Raw genomic sequence first — 13,866 nt, forward strand, 5'->3', positions numbered from 1 at the left:
AAACACCCCACGGCCCGCCAGCCCGTTCGCTTTGCGCTAAGGTCCCATGCCATGAACCTGTCATTTCTGCGCCTTGGCTGGCGCACCCTGGCCCGGGACCTGTGCGCGGGCGAATTGCGCCTGCTGATCGTGGCGGTCACGCTGGCGGTGGCCGCACTCACCTCCGTGGGGTTTTTTGCCGATCGCCTGCAAGGCGGGCTGCAGCGCGATGCCTTGCAGCTGCTGGGTGGCGATGCCGTGGTGGCCAGCGACAACCCCACCCCTGCCGCCTTTGTGGAGCGCGCCAAGGCACTTGGATTGCAATCGGTGACCACGCTGGGCTTTCCAACCATGGGCCGCGCGAGCGACGCCCAAGGCGGCGCCAGCAAGCTCGTGGCGCTCAAGAGCGTGCAGCCCGGCTACCCGCTGCGCGGCCGCCTCACGGTGGCCGATGCCCCCGGCGCGCTGGAGCAGCCCACGCGTGACATCCCTGCGCCGGGCGAGGTGTGGGTCGATGCCCCGCTGCTCGAATCGCTCAACCTCGCCATGGGCGACAAGCTGCTGCTGGGTGATGCGCAGTTGCGCATTGCGCGCATCATCGTCATCGAGCCCGACCGGGGCGCGGGCTTCATGAGTTTTGCGCCGCGCGTGATGCTGAACGAGCGCGACTTGCCTGCCACCGGCCTGGTGCAGCCCGCCAGCCGCCTGACCTACCGTTTTGCCGTGGTGGGCCCCGCGCCTGCCGTCAAAGCCTTCAACGAATGGGCGGTGGCCGAGGCCAAGAAGCCCGAGGTGCACGGCGTGCGCGTCGAATCGCTCGAAAGCGGCCGCCCCGAAATGCGCCAGACGCTGGACCGTGCCCAGAAATTTCTGAGCCTCGTAGCCCTGCTGGCCGCGCTCCTCTCGGCCGTGGCCGTGGCGCTGGCCGCGCGGGGTTTTGCGGCCGACCACCTCGATGCGTCGGCCATGCTGCGCGTGCTGGGCCAGAGCCAGCGCACCATTGCCGGTGCCTACACCACCGAATTTGCGCTGGTGGGCCTGTTTGCCAGCGCTTTAGGCGTGCTGCTGGGCTATGCGGTGCACCACGCCTTTGTGCTGTTGCTCGCGGGGCTGGTGGAGTCGGCCTTGCCCGCATCCAGCCTGTGGCCCGTGGCCTTTGGCCTGGGCATGGGGCTCACACTGCTGTTTGCGTTTGGCCTGCCGCCTGTGCTGCAACTGGCCCAGGTGCCGCCGCTGCGCGTGATCCGGCGTGACGTGGGCGGGCTCAAGCCTGCATCGCTGGCGGTGCTGGGCATTGGCGTGGCCGGGTTTGCCGCGCTGCTGCTGGCCGTGAGCAGCGACATCAAGCTGGGCCTGATTGCCGTGGGCGGTTTCGCCGGGGCCGTGGCCCTGTTTGCGGGGCTGTCGTGGGTGGCGGTCAAGCTGCTGCGGCGCAGCGTGAATGAAAGCACCGCGCCCCGCTGGCTGGTGCTGGCCACGCGGCAGATCTCGGCGCGCCCGGCCTATGCCGTGGTGCAGGTCAGCAGCCTGGCCGTGGGCCTGCTGGCGCTGGTGCTGCTGGTGCTGCTGCGCACCGACCTCATCAGCAGCTGGCGCCAGGCCACGCCGCCCGATGCGCCCAACCGTTTTGTCATCAACGTGATGCCTGACCAGGCGGATGCGTTCCAGCAGACGCTCAAGGACAACGGCGTAGCGCGCTACGACTGGTACCCCATGATCCGGGGCCGCCTGCTGGCCGTGAACGGCAAGCCCGTGGGTCCGGCCGACTACACCGACGACCGCGCCAAGCGCCTGGTAGACCGTGAATTCAACCTCTCCAACTCCGTCGAGGCGCCGCCGCACAACCAGGTGGTGGCGGGCCAGTGGACGCCCGGCGAAGAGGGCGCCATCAGTGTTGAAGAAGGCATTGCCGAAACCCTGGGCCTGAAGATGGGCGACCGCCTGCTGTTCGACATGGGCGGTGTGCAGAACGAGGCGCGCATCACCAGCCTGCGCAAGGTGGACTGGGGCTCCATGCGGGCCAACTTCTTCGTGATGTACCCGGTGGCCGAGGTCAAGGATGTGCCCGTGACCTACCTGGCGGCTTACCGTGCCCCCGAGACCCACGGCTTTGACAACGGCCTGGTGCGCCAATTCCCCAACATCACCAACGTGGACATGGGCGCCACCATTGCCCAGGTGCAGCGCGTGCTGGAACAGGTGATCCGCGCGGTGGAGTTCCTGTTCGCCTTCACGCTTGCAGCAGGCCTGGTGGTGCTGTTTGCTGCCGTCACCGCCACACGCGAGGAGCGCGCCCGCGAGTACGCCATCATGCGCGCCGTGGGCGCCCGCGCCAGCCTGCTGCGCCAGGTGCAGCGCGCCGAGCTGGTGGGCGTGGGCCTGCTGGCGGGCTTTCTGGCCAGCGCGGTGGCGGTGGGTGTGGGCTGGGCGCTGGCGCGCTATGTGTTCGACTTCACCTGGACGGCCGCCCCCTGGGTGCCGCTGGCGGGTGCCCTGGCTGGCGCCGTGCTGGCGCTGGCGGCCGGCTGGTGGGGCCTGCGCGAGGTGCTGCTGCGCCCCGTGGTGGACACCCTGCGACGCGCGGCCGAGTAGGTGGTGGTTGTTTTGTTTGCTATTAAAAATATAGCTATAAGGGTATGATGGACAAGCGCAAAGGCCTGTTTTGTTATGAATTCTGAAGCATCGAGCACCCCAGAAGCCTCGTCCCCTGCCGCCCCACCCACCACGCCCTTCGAATGGATCGGCGGCGAAGACCGCGTGCATGCGCTGGTCGAGCGGTTCTATGACCTCATGGACCTGGAGCCCGCCTACGCCGAACTGCGCGCCGCCCATGGCAGCGACCTGGCCAGTGCTCGGCAAAAGCTGTTCTGGTTCCTCTGCGGCTGGCTGGGCGGGCCCGACCACTACCAGAGCCGCTTTGGCCACCCGCGCCTGCGCATGCGCCACATGCCGTTTTCCATCGGTATCAAGGAGCGCGACCAGTGGGTGGCCTGCATGGACCAGGCCATGGGCGAAACGGGTGTTCCCGCCGAGCTGCGCACGCGCCTGAAGGAGAGCTTCATGGGCACGGCGGACTGGATGCGCAACAAAGGCGTCTGACGACCGCGTTGGTTTTGCTGGTGCACACCCCCAACGGTGTGCGCTGCTTGTGGTGAAAAGAGGAGTGTTTTTTATGTCCCGCGACGCGCGTTTTGAGGAACAGGCCCAGGCCTTGGGCTACTGCTTCGATGGCGAGATCAAGATCGGCGGCAACTATGTGCCGCTGGTGCGCGATGGTCACCACGTCTACCTGAGCGGGCAGATCCCGCGCGTGGGTGACACGGTGGTCGTGACGGGCGCGGCCGGTGCCGGGGCCTCGCTGGCCGATGCGCAAAAAGCCGCCAAGGTGTGTGCGATGCGGGCGCTGGCGCTGCTGCAGCGTGCGCTGGGCTCGCTCGATGCGGTGCAGTCCATCCTGCGCATCACGGTGTATGTGCAGTCGGCGCCCACGTTTACGCAGCAGAGCGAGGTGGCCGATGGCGCGTCTGAAGTCTTGTTCGCTGTGCTAGGCGACGCCGGGGCGCACACGCGCACCTCGGTGGGCGTGTTGCAGCTGCCCAAGAACGCGACGGTGGAAGTGGACCTGATCGCCTCGGCGGTGCCATGAGCATGCACCCCCGCTTCAATGTGTTCGGCCGCATCGTCGAAGTGCGGCGTGAAGGTGCGCTGTGGCAGGCCTACCGCGTGGGCGCCGATGGCAAGCGGACACCCGCGGGCTTCGTGATCCCCGACTTCGTCGAAGAGCATGAACTGGCGCAGTTCCTCGAAGACCTGTTCCACGAAAGCGCTTCGCCGCACAACGGCGACGTGCACCGCATCGATTGAGCCACTGCAAGGCCCGCTGACCGTCGCATGCGGCGCGGGTGTTGCGGCCAGCTTTCCACGTCACACCGCTGTCAAACCCGGCCCAGACACTCGGTCCCTTGTTTCCAACTGGGATTGTTCATGTCTGAACGCACACAGGGTTCTCTGATTTCTCCTTCGCATGTTTCACGCCGCGTGGCCACACTGGGCCTGGTGGCGCTGGCGGCCTCGCTGGCCGCCTGTGGCAGTGGCAGCGACAACACCAACGCCGGTGCCACGGCCACGCTGGCCGTGCTGGAGACCACCGACCTGCACTTCAACGTGCGCAGCTACGACTATTTCAAGCTCGCCGAAGACAAGAGCTATGGCTTCGAGCGCACCGCCACGCTGGTGCGCGCAGCGCGCAAGGAGTTTGCCAACACGCTGCTGGTGGACAACGGCGACACCATCCAGGGCACCGCGCTGGCGGACTACGAGGCCACCATCAGCCCCATCCCCTGCACGCAGCAGCTCTCGATGTACAAGGCCATGGGCGCGCTGGGCTTTGACGCCGGCACGCTGGGCAACCACGAGTTCAACTACGGCCTGCCGTTCCTCAATCAGGTGCTGGGTGGCGGCCTGGAGGTGGATGGCGTGGACGCGAGCAAGAAATGCGCGGGTGCGGGCTTTCCGATGGTGCTGGCCAACGTCATCAGCAACAAGACCAAGAAGCCGCTGGTGCAGCCCTACACGGTGCTCGAACGCACGCTGGTGGCCAAGGGCACGGATGGCAAGGAGGTGAAGCTGCCCATCAAGATCGGCGTGATCGGCTTCACCACGCCGGGCATCATGAACTGGGACAAGCGCTACCTGGAAGGCAAGGTGAGCACCGAAGGCGCGGTGGAGGCCGCGACGAAATATGTGCCCGAGCTGCGCGCCAAGGGCGCCGACATTGTGGTGGCGCTGCTGCATGGCGGGCTGGATGGCGCGGCGTATTCGCCCACCATGGAGAACCCCGGCCTGCACCTCTCGAAAGTGGCTGGCATCGACGCGATGGTGATGGGCCACCAGCACGGCGTGTTTCCCGACACGGCGGCCACGCCCGGCTTCAACCTGCCCGGCGTGGACCACAAGGCGGGCACCGTGAATGGCGTGCCTGCGGTCATGGCCAGCTCCTGGGGCAAGTCGCTGGGTGTGGTGCAACTGGCGCTGCAGTGGGACGGCGTGAAATGGGCGGTCAACAAGTCCGCCAGCAAGAGCGAGCTGCGCAACATCCAGAGCAAGAACGCTGCGGGTGCGAACGTGTATGTGGATGCAGACCCAGCCGTGGCACCGCTGATCGAGCCACAGCACCAGGCGGCCATCCAGTATGTGAAGACCCCCATCGGCCAGACCGACTTCCGCATGAGCACGCTGTTTGCCGACGTGGGTGACCCCGGCGCGATCCAGATCGTGAACCAGGCCCAGCAGGCCTACGTGGCGGCTTACATCAAGGCCAGCCTGCCGCAGTACGCTGCGTTGCCCGTGCTGTCGGTGAGTGCGCCGTTCAAGAGCGGCTTTCAGGGCGGCGCCGACTACACCGACGTGGCCGTGGGCCCGCTGGCCATCAACAACGCGGCCGACCTGTACCTGTACCCCAACACGGTGTATGCGGTGAAGGTGAACGGCGGTGACATCAAGAACTGGCTCGAAGCCGCCGCCAAGCGCTTCAACCAGATCGACCCCGCCAAGACCACTGAGCAGCAGCTCATCAGCAGCTTCCCCGGCTACAACTTCGACATGTTCACCACGGCCGATGTGCAGTACGAGATCGACGTGACACAGCCCGTGGGCAGCCGCATCAAAAAGCTGAGCTATCTGGGCAAGCCCATCGATGTGGCGCAGGAGTTCGTGATCGCCACCAACAACTACCGCGCCACCAGCGGCAAGAGCTTCATCGACAAGCTCGACGGCTCCGGCACCATCTGGGCCTCGCCGGATGCCAACCGCGACGTGGTGATCGACTACATCCGCAAGAACCCGGCGGTGACCCGCGCGGCCCACGGTGCGGCCAAGAGCTGGCGCTTTGCCAAGGCCACGGTGGCGGGCCCGGTGGTGTTCAGCTCGGGCGCCAATGCCCTGGCCGTGGCGCAGGCCGCAGGGCTGGCGAACGTGACGCTGCTGGCGGCCGATGACGGATCGGGCAAGGGAGTGTCGAAGTACGCCGTGGATCTGTCCAAATAGGCAGTGCCTGCAGAGAGCAGCGCCACCCCGGATGGGAGTGGGTTGCTTCTCTTTTTATAGCTGCTAGCGCTTGATGGACGGGCGGTAGCAGCTTTTTTTATGTGTTTCTGTGCAGCACCGGCTGCAGCAGCACCACCAGCGCGCCTGCGCCACCATCCATAGGCCGGGCCTGCACAAAGGCCAGCACCTCGCTTTTTTGCACCAGCCAGCGCTGCACGCGGCCCTTGAGTACGGGGCTTTTGCCGGGTGAGCCCAGACCCTTGCCGTGCACCACGCGCACGCAGCGCAGCCCCGCCTTGTGGGCCTGGCGGATGAAGTCACCCAGCGCCTCGCGCGCCTCGTCCACGCGCAGGCCGTGCAGGTCGAGCTGGCGCTGGATGCTCCAATGGCCCGCACGCAGGCGCCGGGTGATCTCCACGCCGATGCCGGGGCGGCGAAAGCTCAGTTGGTCGTCAGTGTCGAGCAGGGTGCTCACGTCGAAGTCGTCGCTGATGGACTCCATCAGCACCCGTTCTTCGTCCAGCCAGTGCTGCACCGGCAGCGGTGGTGGCTGGTGGCGGCGCAGGCGCGCCAGGTTGGGGTTGCGCAGCGGGGTGACGGGGCCCACGCTGCGGCTGAAGAGGTGGCGCTCGGCCTCGGCCCGGGCGGCTGCTTCGCGCCGGGCCTTGTTTTCGGCCTCGCGGCGTTCCTGTTCTTCGCGCAGGCGGCGGGCCACGGTGGCCAGGTCCTGCAGCTGGGTGATGCGTTCGCCTGCCCGTCGCGGGGCCGGGGGGGCGCGGCGGCGGGGTGGTGTGGGGCTCTCTGCGGCTGTGGGCGCAGCGGGGGCCTGGCGCAGCGGGCGCATGGTGGCCTTGGCCGCCGCTTTTTTCTCCGCCAGGCCTGCGCGCCGGGTAGATCGGGGGGCGGTGGGGGCCGGTGCGGGCGCTGGCTCTGCGGCTGCGGCATGGCTGCCCGCCGCCGTGCGCGCAGCGCTTGCCAGCGCGGCTTGCAGCGCCGTGGGCGGGTGGGGCGGCGCGGGCGCAGGGGCGGTCACACCAGGCCCTTTTCCGCCATCGACAGCGCCTGGCCTGGCGCCACGATCACATGGTCGAGCACGCGCACGTCCACCAGGGCCAGGGTGGTCTTCAGGGTCTGGGTCAGGGCCTCGTCAGCGCGGCTGGGTTGCACGTTGCCGCTCGGGTGGTTGTGGGCCAGCACCACGGCGGCGGCCTGGTGGTGCAGGGCGCGCAGCACCACTTCGCGCGGGTACACGCTGGTTTGCGTGAGCGTGCCGCGAAACAGTTCCTCCAGCGCCAGCAGGCGGTTTTGCGCATCGAGGAACAGCACCGCAAACACCTCGTGCCCCTTGGCCGCCAGGTGCAGTTGCAGGTAGTGCTTGACGGTGTCGGGCGAGTCGAACACCTCGCGCTCGCGCAGCTGCTGGGCCAGGGCGCGGCGGGCCAGCTCCAGCACGGCCACCAGCTCGGCGCGTTTGGCGGGGCCCAGGCCCTTGATGCGTTCCAGGTCGGCCGCGCTGGTGTGCAGCAGCCCGGCAATGCCGCCAAAGCCGCCGGTGATGGCGCCGGTGTCCGGGTCGATGCCGGGCGGGTCCAGCAGCTCCTGCGCCATCTGCAGCACGCCCTTGCCCACGATGCCGGTGCGCAGCAGGATGGCCAGCAGCTCGGCATCGGCCAGGGCGGCAGGGCCGCGCGCCAGCAGTTTTTCGCGGGGCTGGGCGTCGGCGGGCAGGTCTTTGAGGGCCATGGAACGAGGGGGTGGGACGCGCCAGCGGCGGTGGTGGCGGTAGGGCTTTGCCCGGTTTTCTACAATCGCAGGAGTTTATCGAGACTGTCATGACCTCTACCGCTGCTGCTTTGCCCACCGTCCAGCCGGGCTCTTTCCTCACTTTGCACTACCGTCTGGCGGGCCCTGCAGGCGATGTGATCAACACCTTTGCCGACAAACCCGCCACCCTGTCGCTGGGCACGGGCGAGCTGTCGCCCGCCGTGGAGCAGCGCCTGCTGGGCCTGGCCGAAGGCACGCGCACCACGTTCGAGCTGCCTGCGGGCGAGGCCTTTGGCGAACGCAACCCCGACATGCAGCAGTGGGTGGCCCGCAAGCTGATGAACGAGCTGGGCGACCCCGACGAAAAGTACAACGTGGGCGATGTGGTGCAGTTCCCCACGCCCGACGGCCAGGGCAGCTACGCGGGGGCCGTGATGCAGGTGCGTGAAGACGGCGCGGTGCTGTTCGACTTCAACCACCCGCTGGCGGGTCAGCCCGTGACCTTTGAAGTGCAACTGATCGGGATCCTGTGATGCAGGCGCCGCAAGAAATCCTGCTGGCCGAGCCGCGCGGCTTTTGCGCCGGTGTGGACCGCGCCATCGAGATCGTGGAGCGCGCCATCCAGAAATTTGGCGCCCCCATCTATGTGCGCCACGAAATCGTGCACAACACTTACGTGGTGAACGACCTCAAGGCCAAGGGCGCGATCTTCATCGAAGAGCTGTCGGACGTGCCGCCGGGCGCCACGCTGGTCTTCAGCGCCCACGGCGTGAGCAAGGCGGTGCAGCAAGAGGCCGAGGCGCGTGGCTTCAGCATTTTTGACGCCACCTGCCCGCTGGTGACCAAGGTGCACGTCGAAGTGGCCAAGCTCGCCAAAGAAGGCTACGAATTCATCATGATCGGCCACAAGGGCCACCCCGAGGTCGAGGGCACCATGGGCCAGCTCGACCACGGCATCCACCTGGTGGAAGACGTGGAAGACGTGGCCCGTGTGCAGCCCGCTCAGACCGAGAAGCTGGCCGTGGTCACGCAGACCACGCTGAGTGTGGACGACGCGGCTGAAATCTCGGCTGCCGTGCGGGCGCGCTTTCCGAACGTGCGCGAGCCCAAGCAGCAGGACATCTGCTACGCCACACAAAACCGCCAGGACGCCGTCAAGGTGCTGAGCCCGCAGGTGGACGTGGTGATCGTGGTGGGCAGCCCCACCAGCTCCAACAGCAACCGCCTGCGCGAGTTGGCGGCCAAGCTGGGCACCACCGCCTACATGGTGGACAGTGCCGACGAGCTGCAGGGCGATTGGTTCAAAGGCCGCTCGCGCGTGGGGCTCACGGCGGGCGCCTCCGCGCCAGAAATCCTGGTGCAGCAGGTCATCGACCGCATCAAGGCGCTGGGCGCGGTGTCTGTGCGCAGCATGGCGGGCATCGAGGAGACCATCAAGTTCCCGCTGCCCAAGGGGCTCAAGATCGATGCGGCCACGGGACTGGAGATCCGCGAGCGCACGCCCGAGACGGGGCCGTCTGCACACTGAGCACTGACGGTGGGGCGGTTCAGTCGAGAAGAAGGGCGCTCATAGGCGCCCTTTTTTGCTCCTGAATTGATAGCTTTAATCGCTTGACCATCGCGCGGTAGCGGCCATTTTTATTCAAATTTTTCGTCACAGCGGCACGGCAGGTCCGCTCCACAGGTCCAGCGGCGGGTCGGCCGCCACGGCGCGCAGGATGTCGGTGCGCGAGATAAAGCCCGACAACACCCCGGCCTCGTCCGTCACCGGCAGGCCCGGCAGGCCGGTGTCCAGCAACACGGCGGCCACGCGGCGCAGCTCGGTGTCGGCCGAGACCGTGGGCACGGGGCTCACCATCACCTCCGCCACCGGGCGGCGGGCCAGGTCAATGGCCTGCTTCACGGCGCCGGGTTCGGGCAGCAGGTCCAGCGGCGCCATGTCGGCGCGCACCAGCAGGCCGATCACGCGGCCCAATGCATCCACCACGGGTGCCTGGGCCACCTTGTGCTCGGCCAGGGTCTGCCAGGCGTCGTTCACACGGGCATCCGGCTGCACGCTGAGCGCGCCTCGGGTCATCACGTCGCTCACCCGGGTCAGCGGCTGGCGGGCATGCTGGGGGCCTTGTTCGGTTTGCGAGTAGGCGCTCACGGCGTCCTGCAGGCGCAGGTTGACCACAGGGGGGGCGGCTTCTGCCGTGGCCGCGTGGGGCGGGGCGGGGAAGACGGGCACGGGCTCCCCCGGCAGGTCCAGCGCCCGGGTGCGCAGTGCCTGGGGCCGCTGCACGCGCCGCACCGACGAGATCTGGGCCAGGTTCTCCGGGCCGCCCCGGTACATCTGGCCCGACGGGCCGAACACAAAGAACATGTCTTTCCTCCTGCAGGCAGGCCCGCAACGGGCGTTGGTGGGGGCTGCTCTGTCCATGTTATCGGCAGTTGTGGGGCGCGCGTGCAGTCAGTCTTGTGTCTGCATGTTGCGGGCAACCCCTACACTGCCCCTTCTTTTGACACCACCTGCCATCCGGAGCCCCTGCATGATCGACCGCGCCGCCATTGCCGCTGCCCGCCGCCAACTGGCCACCCAGCCCGACTTTTTGCGCACCACGCCGCTGATGCGCCTGTTCGGCAAGTCGTTGGGTGTGGACTGTGCCGAGGTCTGGCTCAAGCTGGAGCACCTGCAGGTGGGCGGCAGCTTCAAGGCGCGGGGCATGCTCTACCGGCTGCTGGCCAACCCGGTGCCCGAGAGCGGCGTGATCATCGCCTCGGGCGGCAACGCCGGCATTGCCGTGGCGGCGGCTGCCCAGGCCCTGGGCGTGCGCTGCGAGGTGTTTGTGCCCGAGGTCTCGCCCGAAGCCAAACGTGCCCGCCTGCGCGCCCTGGGGGCAGAGGTGGTCGTCACCGGCGCTGCTTATTCCGAAGCCTTTGAAGCCTGTGTGGCCCGCCAGAAGACCACCGGCGCCTTGCAGGCCCATGCCTACGACCAGCCCGAAGTGGTGGCGGGCGCGGGCACCCTGGCGCTGGAGCTGGAAGAGCAGGGCGGCCGTCTGCCCGACACGGTGCTGGTCAGCGTGGGCGGCGGCGGCCTCATCGGCGGCGTGGCCGCTTGGGTGGAAAGCCGCGCCCATGTGGTCGCGCTGGAGCCCGAACGCGCGCCCACCCTGCACGCCGCGCGCGCTGCGGGCCAGCCGGTGGATGTGGACGTGGGTGGCGTGGCCGCTGATTCCCTCGGCGCGCGCCGCATCGGCGCCATTGGCTGGGAGGTCAGCCAGCGCCATGTGCACGACGCGCTGCTGCTGCCCGACGACGCCATCCGCGCTGCCCAGCTTTGGCTGTGGAAGGAGCTGAAACTGGCCGTGGAGCCCGCTGCCGCGCTAGGCCTTGCCGCGCTGCAGACCGGCGCGTACAAACCGCAGCCCCAAGAGACCGTGGCCCTGATTCTTTGCGGCGCCAACTTCGACCCGGCCAGCCTCGCCTGAGCCCAGGCCGACCACCCCTTTAAAATCCTGCAATGCTTGACATTCTTCTCCTCCGCAAAGACCTCGACACCGCCATCGCGCGGCTGGAAACCCGCAAAAAGCCCCAGGCCTTCCTGGATGTGTCCGCTTTCCAGGCCCTGGAGTCCGAGCGCAAGACGCTGCAGACCCGCACCGAAGAGCTGCAGGCCCAGCGCAACCAGCTGTCCAAGCAGGTCGGCATGCTGATGAGCCGGGGTGACAAGGACGGCGCCGAAGCCGTCAAGGCCCAGGTGGCCGCAGGCAAGGTGGAGCTGGAACAATCCGCCGCCCGCCTGGAACAGATCCAGTCCGAGCTGCTGGCCATGCTGGTGGCCGTGCCCAACCTGCCGCACGAATCCGTGCCAGTGGGCAGCGACGAAGCAGGCAATGTGGAAGTGCGCCGCTGGGGCACGCCTGCGAAGTTCGATTTCGAAGTGAAGGACCATGTCGATGTGGGTACCCCACTGGGGCTCGATTTCGACATGGGCGTGAAGCTCTCGGGCTCGCGCTTCACCGTGATGAAGGGCTCCATCGCCCGCCTGCATCGCGCGCTCAGCCAGTTCATGCTGGACGTGCAGACGCAAGAGCACGGTTACACCGAGTGCTACGTGCCTTACGCCGTCAATGCCGACTCGCTCAAGGGCACAGGCCAGTTGCCCAAGTTCGAGGGCGACCTCTTCGCTGCCAAGAAGGGCGGCCAGGACGGCGAGCCCGTGCCCGACAACGCAGCGCTCTACCTCATCCCCACCAGCGAAGTGCCGCTGACCAACTTTGTGCGCGATGTGGTGGTGGCCGAGTCCGACCTGCCCATCAAGCTAACGGCCCATACGCCGTGCTTCCGCTCCGAAGCGGGCAGCTACGGCCGGGATACGCGCGGCATGATCCGCCAGCACCAGTTCGACAAGGTCGAGATGGTTCAGATCGTGCACCCCGACAAGAGCTACGAAGCGCTGGAGGAAATGACGCGCCACGCCGAAGCCGTGCTGCAGAAGCTGGGCCTGCCCTACCGCGTGATGAGCCTGTGCACCGGCGACATGGGTTTTGGTGCCGCCAAGACCTACGACCTGGAAGTGTGGCTGCCCGCGCAGAACACCTACCGCGAGATCAGCTCGGTGAGCAACTGCGAAGCCTTCCAGGCCCGCCGCCTTCAGGCCCGCTTCAAGAACGCGCAAGGCAAGAACGAGTTGCTGCACACCCTGAACGGCTCTGGCCTGGCCGTGGGCCGCACGCTGGTGGCGGTGTTGGAAAACTATCAGCGTGCGGACGGAACCGTCGAGGTTCCGTCCGTTCTCCGCCCATACATGGGCGGAGTGTCGGAGCTTGCTCCGACCTGAGCGGATAGTTTCTGTGTAGGCTCACTTTCGCAGCGCGAAAGTGAAGCGAAGCGTGCCGGAACTACAACTACCAGCAGGCCGACGGCAGTGTGGTGGTGCCCGAGGTGCTGCGCCCCTACCTGGGCGGCCAGACTGTGCTGCAGGCCTGAGGCCGCGTGAGACAGCCCGGCAGGTCCGCTCGGGCTTGTCTGATTCATCGACTCCTACAGCGGGCCCTTGTGGCCCGTTGTGTTTTTCACTTCCCGTTCATGCACGCGTGACGCGTATGGGTGCCATGAGAACGAGTAAAGCCTTGTGCAGGGGCTCAGGCCGCCAGGGCAGGCGGGGCTGAAAAATCCACCTGTGCCTGGGCCAGGCGCAACATCGCCGCCACCAGCGCCCGCGTATCGCCCCGCCGCCATTGGTATGCGTAGTGCAGGGGCGCCAGCGGCGTGCGCCCACCCACGGCACGCAGGCCTAGGGTGTGGACCCAGCCAGCCGGCAAAAAACCCACACCCACACCCGCGCGCAGCATTCCCGCCACGGCCCCCCAGCTGTTGCACAGGATGCGCTCAGGCGCTGTGACGCGGTGCGCCAGCAGCCAGTCGTCCAGCAGCCGCGTGGTGCCCGCGCCGGGGGGGAGGGTCACCAGGGCATGGCGCTGCAGCAAGGCCCCTGCGCCCATCCGGCCCGCGCCGGGCAGGCCTGGTGCGGCCGCCCAGGTGAAGTGGGCTGCGCCTATGGGCTGCGACAGCAGGCTGCTGCGGGATGAGCGTCCGGCGATCACGGCAAAGTCCAGCTCACCATCGTCCAGGCGGCGTTCCAGCACGCTGCCCACATCCACCAGGGGCTCCAGCACCAGGCGGGGATGGGCTTGCCGGGCCGCAGCCACAAACGCGGGCAGCCAGGTGAGCGCCGAGAGATCGCCCACACCAAAACGGCACCGGCCGGTCAGTGCCGCGCGTGCATCCACCGCCTGGCCCAGCGCCGCCATGGCCTGAAGCACATCAAGCGCTGCAGGCAGCAGGCGCTCGCCCGCTTCGGTGAGCACGGCACGGTGGCCGCTGCGGTCGAACAGTGGCTGGCCCAGCACCGACTCCAGCTCGGCGATGCGCTTGGACAGCGACGACACCGACACATGCACGCGGTCTGCAGCGGTGGTGAAGTTGGCGCAGGTGGCGGCCCACCAGAAGGCTTCGAGCTGCTTGATGGAAGGGCTTGGCATGGTCTTTGGTCGAAAAAGCGAACAATTTCATTCTAGATATTTCGCTTTT

General features: G+C 67.5%; 13 protein-coding genes. 9 read left to right on the plus strand and 4 right to left on the minus strand.

Annotated elements, in window-relative coordinates:
* The first annotated feature begins 51 nt into the window (after nt 1–51).
* The 5 genes from ACTPOI_RS26560 (at nt 52) to ACTPOI_RS26580 (ending at nt 6,024) form a co-directional block, all read left to right on the plus strand.
* The gene (locus ACTPOI_RS26560; RefSeq protein ID WP_440114832.1) at nt 52–2,571 is read left to right on the plus strand and encodes an ABC transporter permease; all 2,520 of its coding nucleotides are present in this window, start codon (nt 52–54) and stop codon (nt 2,569–2,571) included.
* 75 nt (nt 2,572–2,646) lie between these two features.
* Nucleotides 2,647–3,078: a group II truncated hemoglobin gene (locus ACTPOI_RS26565; RefSeq protein WP_094291266.1), complete on the plus strand. Its 432-nt coding sequence runs from the start codon at nt 2,647–2,649 to the stop codon at nt 3,076–3,078.
* 73 nt (nt 3,079–3,151) lie between these two features.
* Nucleotides 3,152–3,625: a RidA family protein gene (locus ACTPOI_RS26570; protein WP_440114836.1), complete on the plus strand. Its 474-nt coding sequence runs from the start codon at nt 3,152–3,154 to the stop codon at nt 3,623–3,625.
* Complete coding sequence (locus ACTPOI_RS26575) at nt 3,622–3,843, plus strand: DUF7661 family protein (RefSeq protein WP_440114839.1); 222 nt, start codon at nt 3,622–3,624, stop codon at nt 3,841–3,843. The genes ACTPOI_RS26570 and ACTPOI_RS26575 overlap by 4 nt, the downstream gene beginning before the upstream one ends.
* 120 nt (nt 3,844–3,963) lie before the next feature.
* The gene (locus ACTPOI_RS26580) at nt 3,964–6,024 is read left to right on the plus strand and encodes a bifunctional 2',3'-cyclic-nucleotide 2'-phosphodiesterase/3'-nucleotidase (protein ID WP_440114842.1); all 2,061 of its coding nucleotides are present in this window, start codon (nt 3,964–3,966) and stop codon (nt 6,022–6,024) included.
* A gap of 97 nt (nt 6,025–6,121) precedes the next feature.
* On the opposite strand, the gene ACTPOI_RS26585 is transcribed toward ACTPOI_RS26580, so the two are convergent.
* Entirely contained in the window at nt 6,122–6,868 is a 747-nt protein-coding gene (locus ACTPOI_RS26585) for a Smr/MutS family protein (protein ID WP_440114936.1), read from the minus strand.
* Between the two features lie 185 nt (nt 6,869–7,053).
* On the minus strand, nt 7,054–7,767 hold the full coding sequence (radC, locus tag ACTPOI_RS26590) for a RadC family protein (protein WP_094291260.1): 714 nt from the start codon (nt 7,765–7,767) through the stop codon (nt 7,054–7,056).
* An 89-nt stretch (nt 7,768–7,856) separates the two neighbouring features.
* Between radC and ACTPOI_RS26595 the strand changes: the two genes are divergently transcribed.
* Both ACTPOI_RS26595 and ispH read left to right on the plus strand, forming a co-directional pair.
* Nucleotides 7,857–8,321 (plus strand): FKBP-type peptidyl-prolyl cis-trans isomerase, encoded by a 465-nt coding sequence (locus ACTPOI_RS26595; RefSeq protein WP_094291259.1) that lies wholly within the window; start codon nt 7,857–7,859, stop codon nt 8,319–8,321.
* Nucleotides 8,321–9,316 (plus strand): 4-hydroxy-3-methylbut-2-enyl diphosphate reductase, encoded by a 996-nt coding sequence (gene ispH / locus ACTPOI_RS26600; protein WP_440114847.1) that lies wholly within the window; start codon nt 8,321–8,323, stop codon nt 9,314–9,316. The genes ACTPOI_RS26595 and ispH overlap by 1 nt, the downstream gene beginning before the upstream one ends.
* A 126-nt stretch (nt 9,317–9,442) precedes the next feature.
* Here the strand turns inward: ispH and ACTPOI_RS26605 are convergent, their stop codons facing one another.
* The gene (locus ACTPOI_RS26605; RefSeq protein WP_440114850.1) at nt 9,443–10,153 is read right to left on the minus strand and encodes a CBS domain-containing protein; all 711 of its coding nucleotides are present in this window, start codon (nt 10,151–10,153) and stop codon (nt 9,443–9,445) included.
* A 166-nt stretch (nt 10,154–10,319) separates the two neighbouring features.
* On the opposite strand from ACTPOI_RS26605, the gene ACTPOI_RS26610 reads away from it, so the two are divergent.
* Complete coding sequence (locus ACTPOI_RS26610) at nt 10,320–11,261, plus strand: threonine/serine dehydratase (RefSeq protein WP_440114853.1); 942 nt, start codon at nt 10,320–10,322, stop codon at nt 11,259–11,261.
* 32 nt (nt 11,262–11,293) lie between these two features.
* Nucleotides 11,294–12,613 carry a serine--tRNA ligase gene (serS, locus tag ACTPOI_RS26615; protein ID WP_440114856.1) on the plus strand — a complete coding sequence of 440 codons (1,320 nt, stop codon included), beginning with the start codon at nt 11,294–11,296 and terminating at the stop codon, nt 12,611–12,613.
* 304 nt (nt 12,614–12,917) lie between these two features.
* On the opposite strand, the gene ACTPOI_RS26620 is transcribed toward serS, so the two are convergent.
* Nucleotides 12,918–13,817 (minus strand): LysR family transcriptional regulator, encoded by a 900-nt coding sequence (locus tag ACTPOI_RS26620; protein WP_440114859.1) that lies wholly within the window; start codon nt 13,815–13,817, stop codon nt 12,918–12,920.
* Between the last annotated feature and the right edge of the window lie 49 nt (nt 13,818–13,866).

The sequence above is a fragment of the Acidovorax sp. BL-A-41-H1 genome, from assembly GCF_051942715.1.

Coding starts and splice junctions, on each gene's coding strand:
- ACTPOI_RS26560 (WP_440114832.1), top strand. CDS start 52: ATGAACCTGTCATTTCTGCGCCTTGGCTGGCGCACCCTGGCCCGGGAC.
- ACTPOI_RS26565 (WP_094291266.1), top strand. CDS start 2,647: ATGAATTCTGAAGCATCGAGCACCCCAGAAGCCTCGTCCCCTGCCGCC.
- ACTPOI_RS26570 (WP_440114836.1), top strand. CDS start 3,152: ATGTCCCGCGACGCGCGTTTTGAGGAACAGGCCCAGGCCTTGGGCTAC.
- ACTPOI_RS26575 (WP_440114839.1), top strand. CDS start 3,622: ATGAGCATGCACCCCCGCTTCAATGTGTTCGGCCGCATCGTCGAAGTG.
- ACTPOI_RS26580 (WP_440114842.1), top strand. CDS start 3,964: ATGTCTGAACGCACACAGGGTTCTCTGATTTCTCCTTCGCATGTTTCA.
- ACTPOI_RS26585 (WP_440114936.1), bottom strand. CDS start 6,868: ATGCGCCCGCTGCGCCAGGCCCCCGCTGCGCCCACAGCCGCAGAGAGC.
- radC (WP_094291260.1), bottom strand. CDS start 7,767: ATGGCCCTCAAAGACCTGCCCGCCGACGCCCAGCCCCGCGAAAAACTG.
- ACTPOI_RS26595 (WP_094291259.1), top strand. CDS start 7,857: ATGACCTCTACCGCTGCTGCTTTGCCCACCGTCCAGCCGGGCTCTTTC.
- ispH (WP_440114847.1), top strand. CDS start 8,321: ATGCAGGCGCCGCAAGAAATCCTGCTGGCCGAGCCGCGCGGCTTTTGC.
- ACTPOI_RS26605 (WP_440114850.1), bottom strand. CDS start 10,153: ATGTTCTTTGTGTTCGGCCCGTCGGGCCAGATGTACCGGGGCGGCCCG.
- ACTPOI_RS26610 (WP_440114853.1), top strand. CDS start 10,320: ATGATCGACCGCGCCGCCATTGCCGCTGCCCGCCGCCAACTGGCCACC.
- serS (WP_440114856.1), top strand. CDS start 11,294: ATGCTTGACATTCTTCTCCTCCGCAAAGACCTCGACACCGCCATCGCG.
- ACTPOI_RS26620 (WP_440114859.1), bottom strand. CDS start 13,817: ATGCCAAGCCCTTCCATCAAGCAGCTCGAAGCCTTCTGGTGGGCCGCC.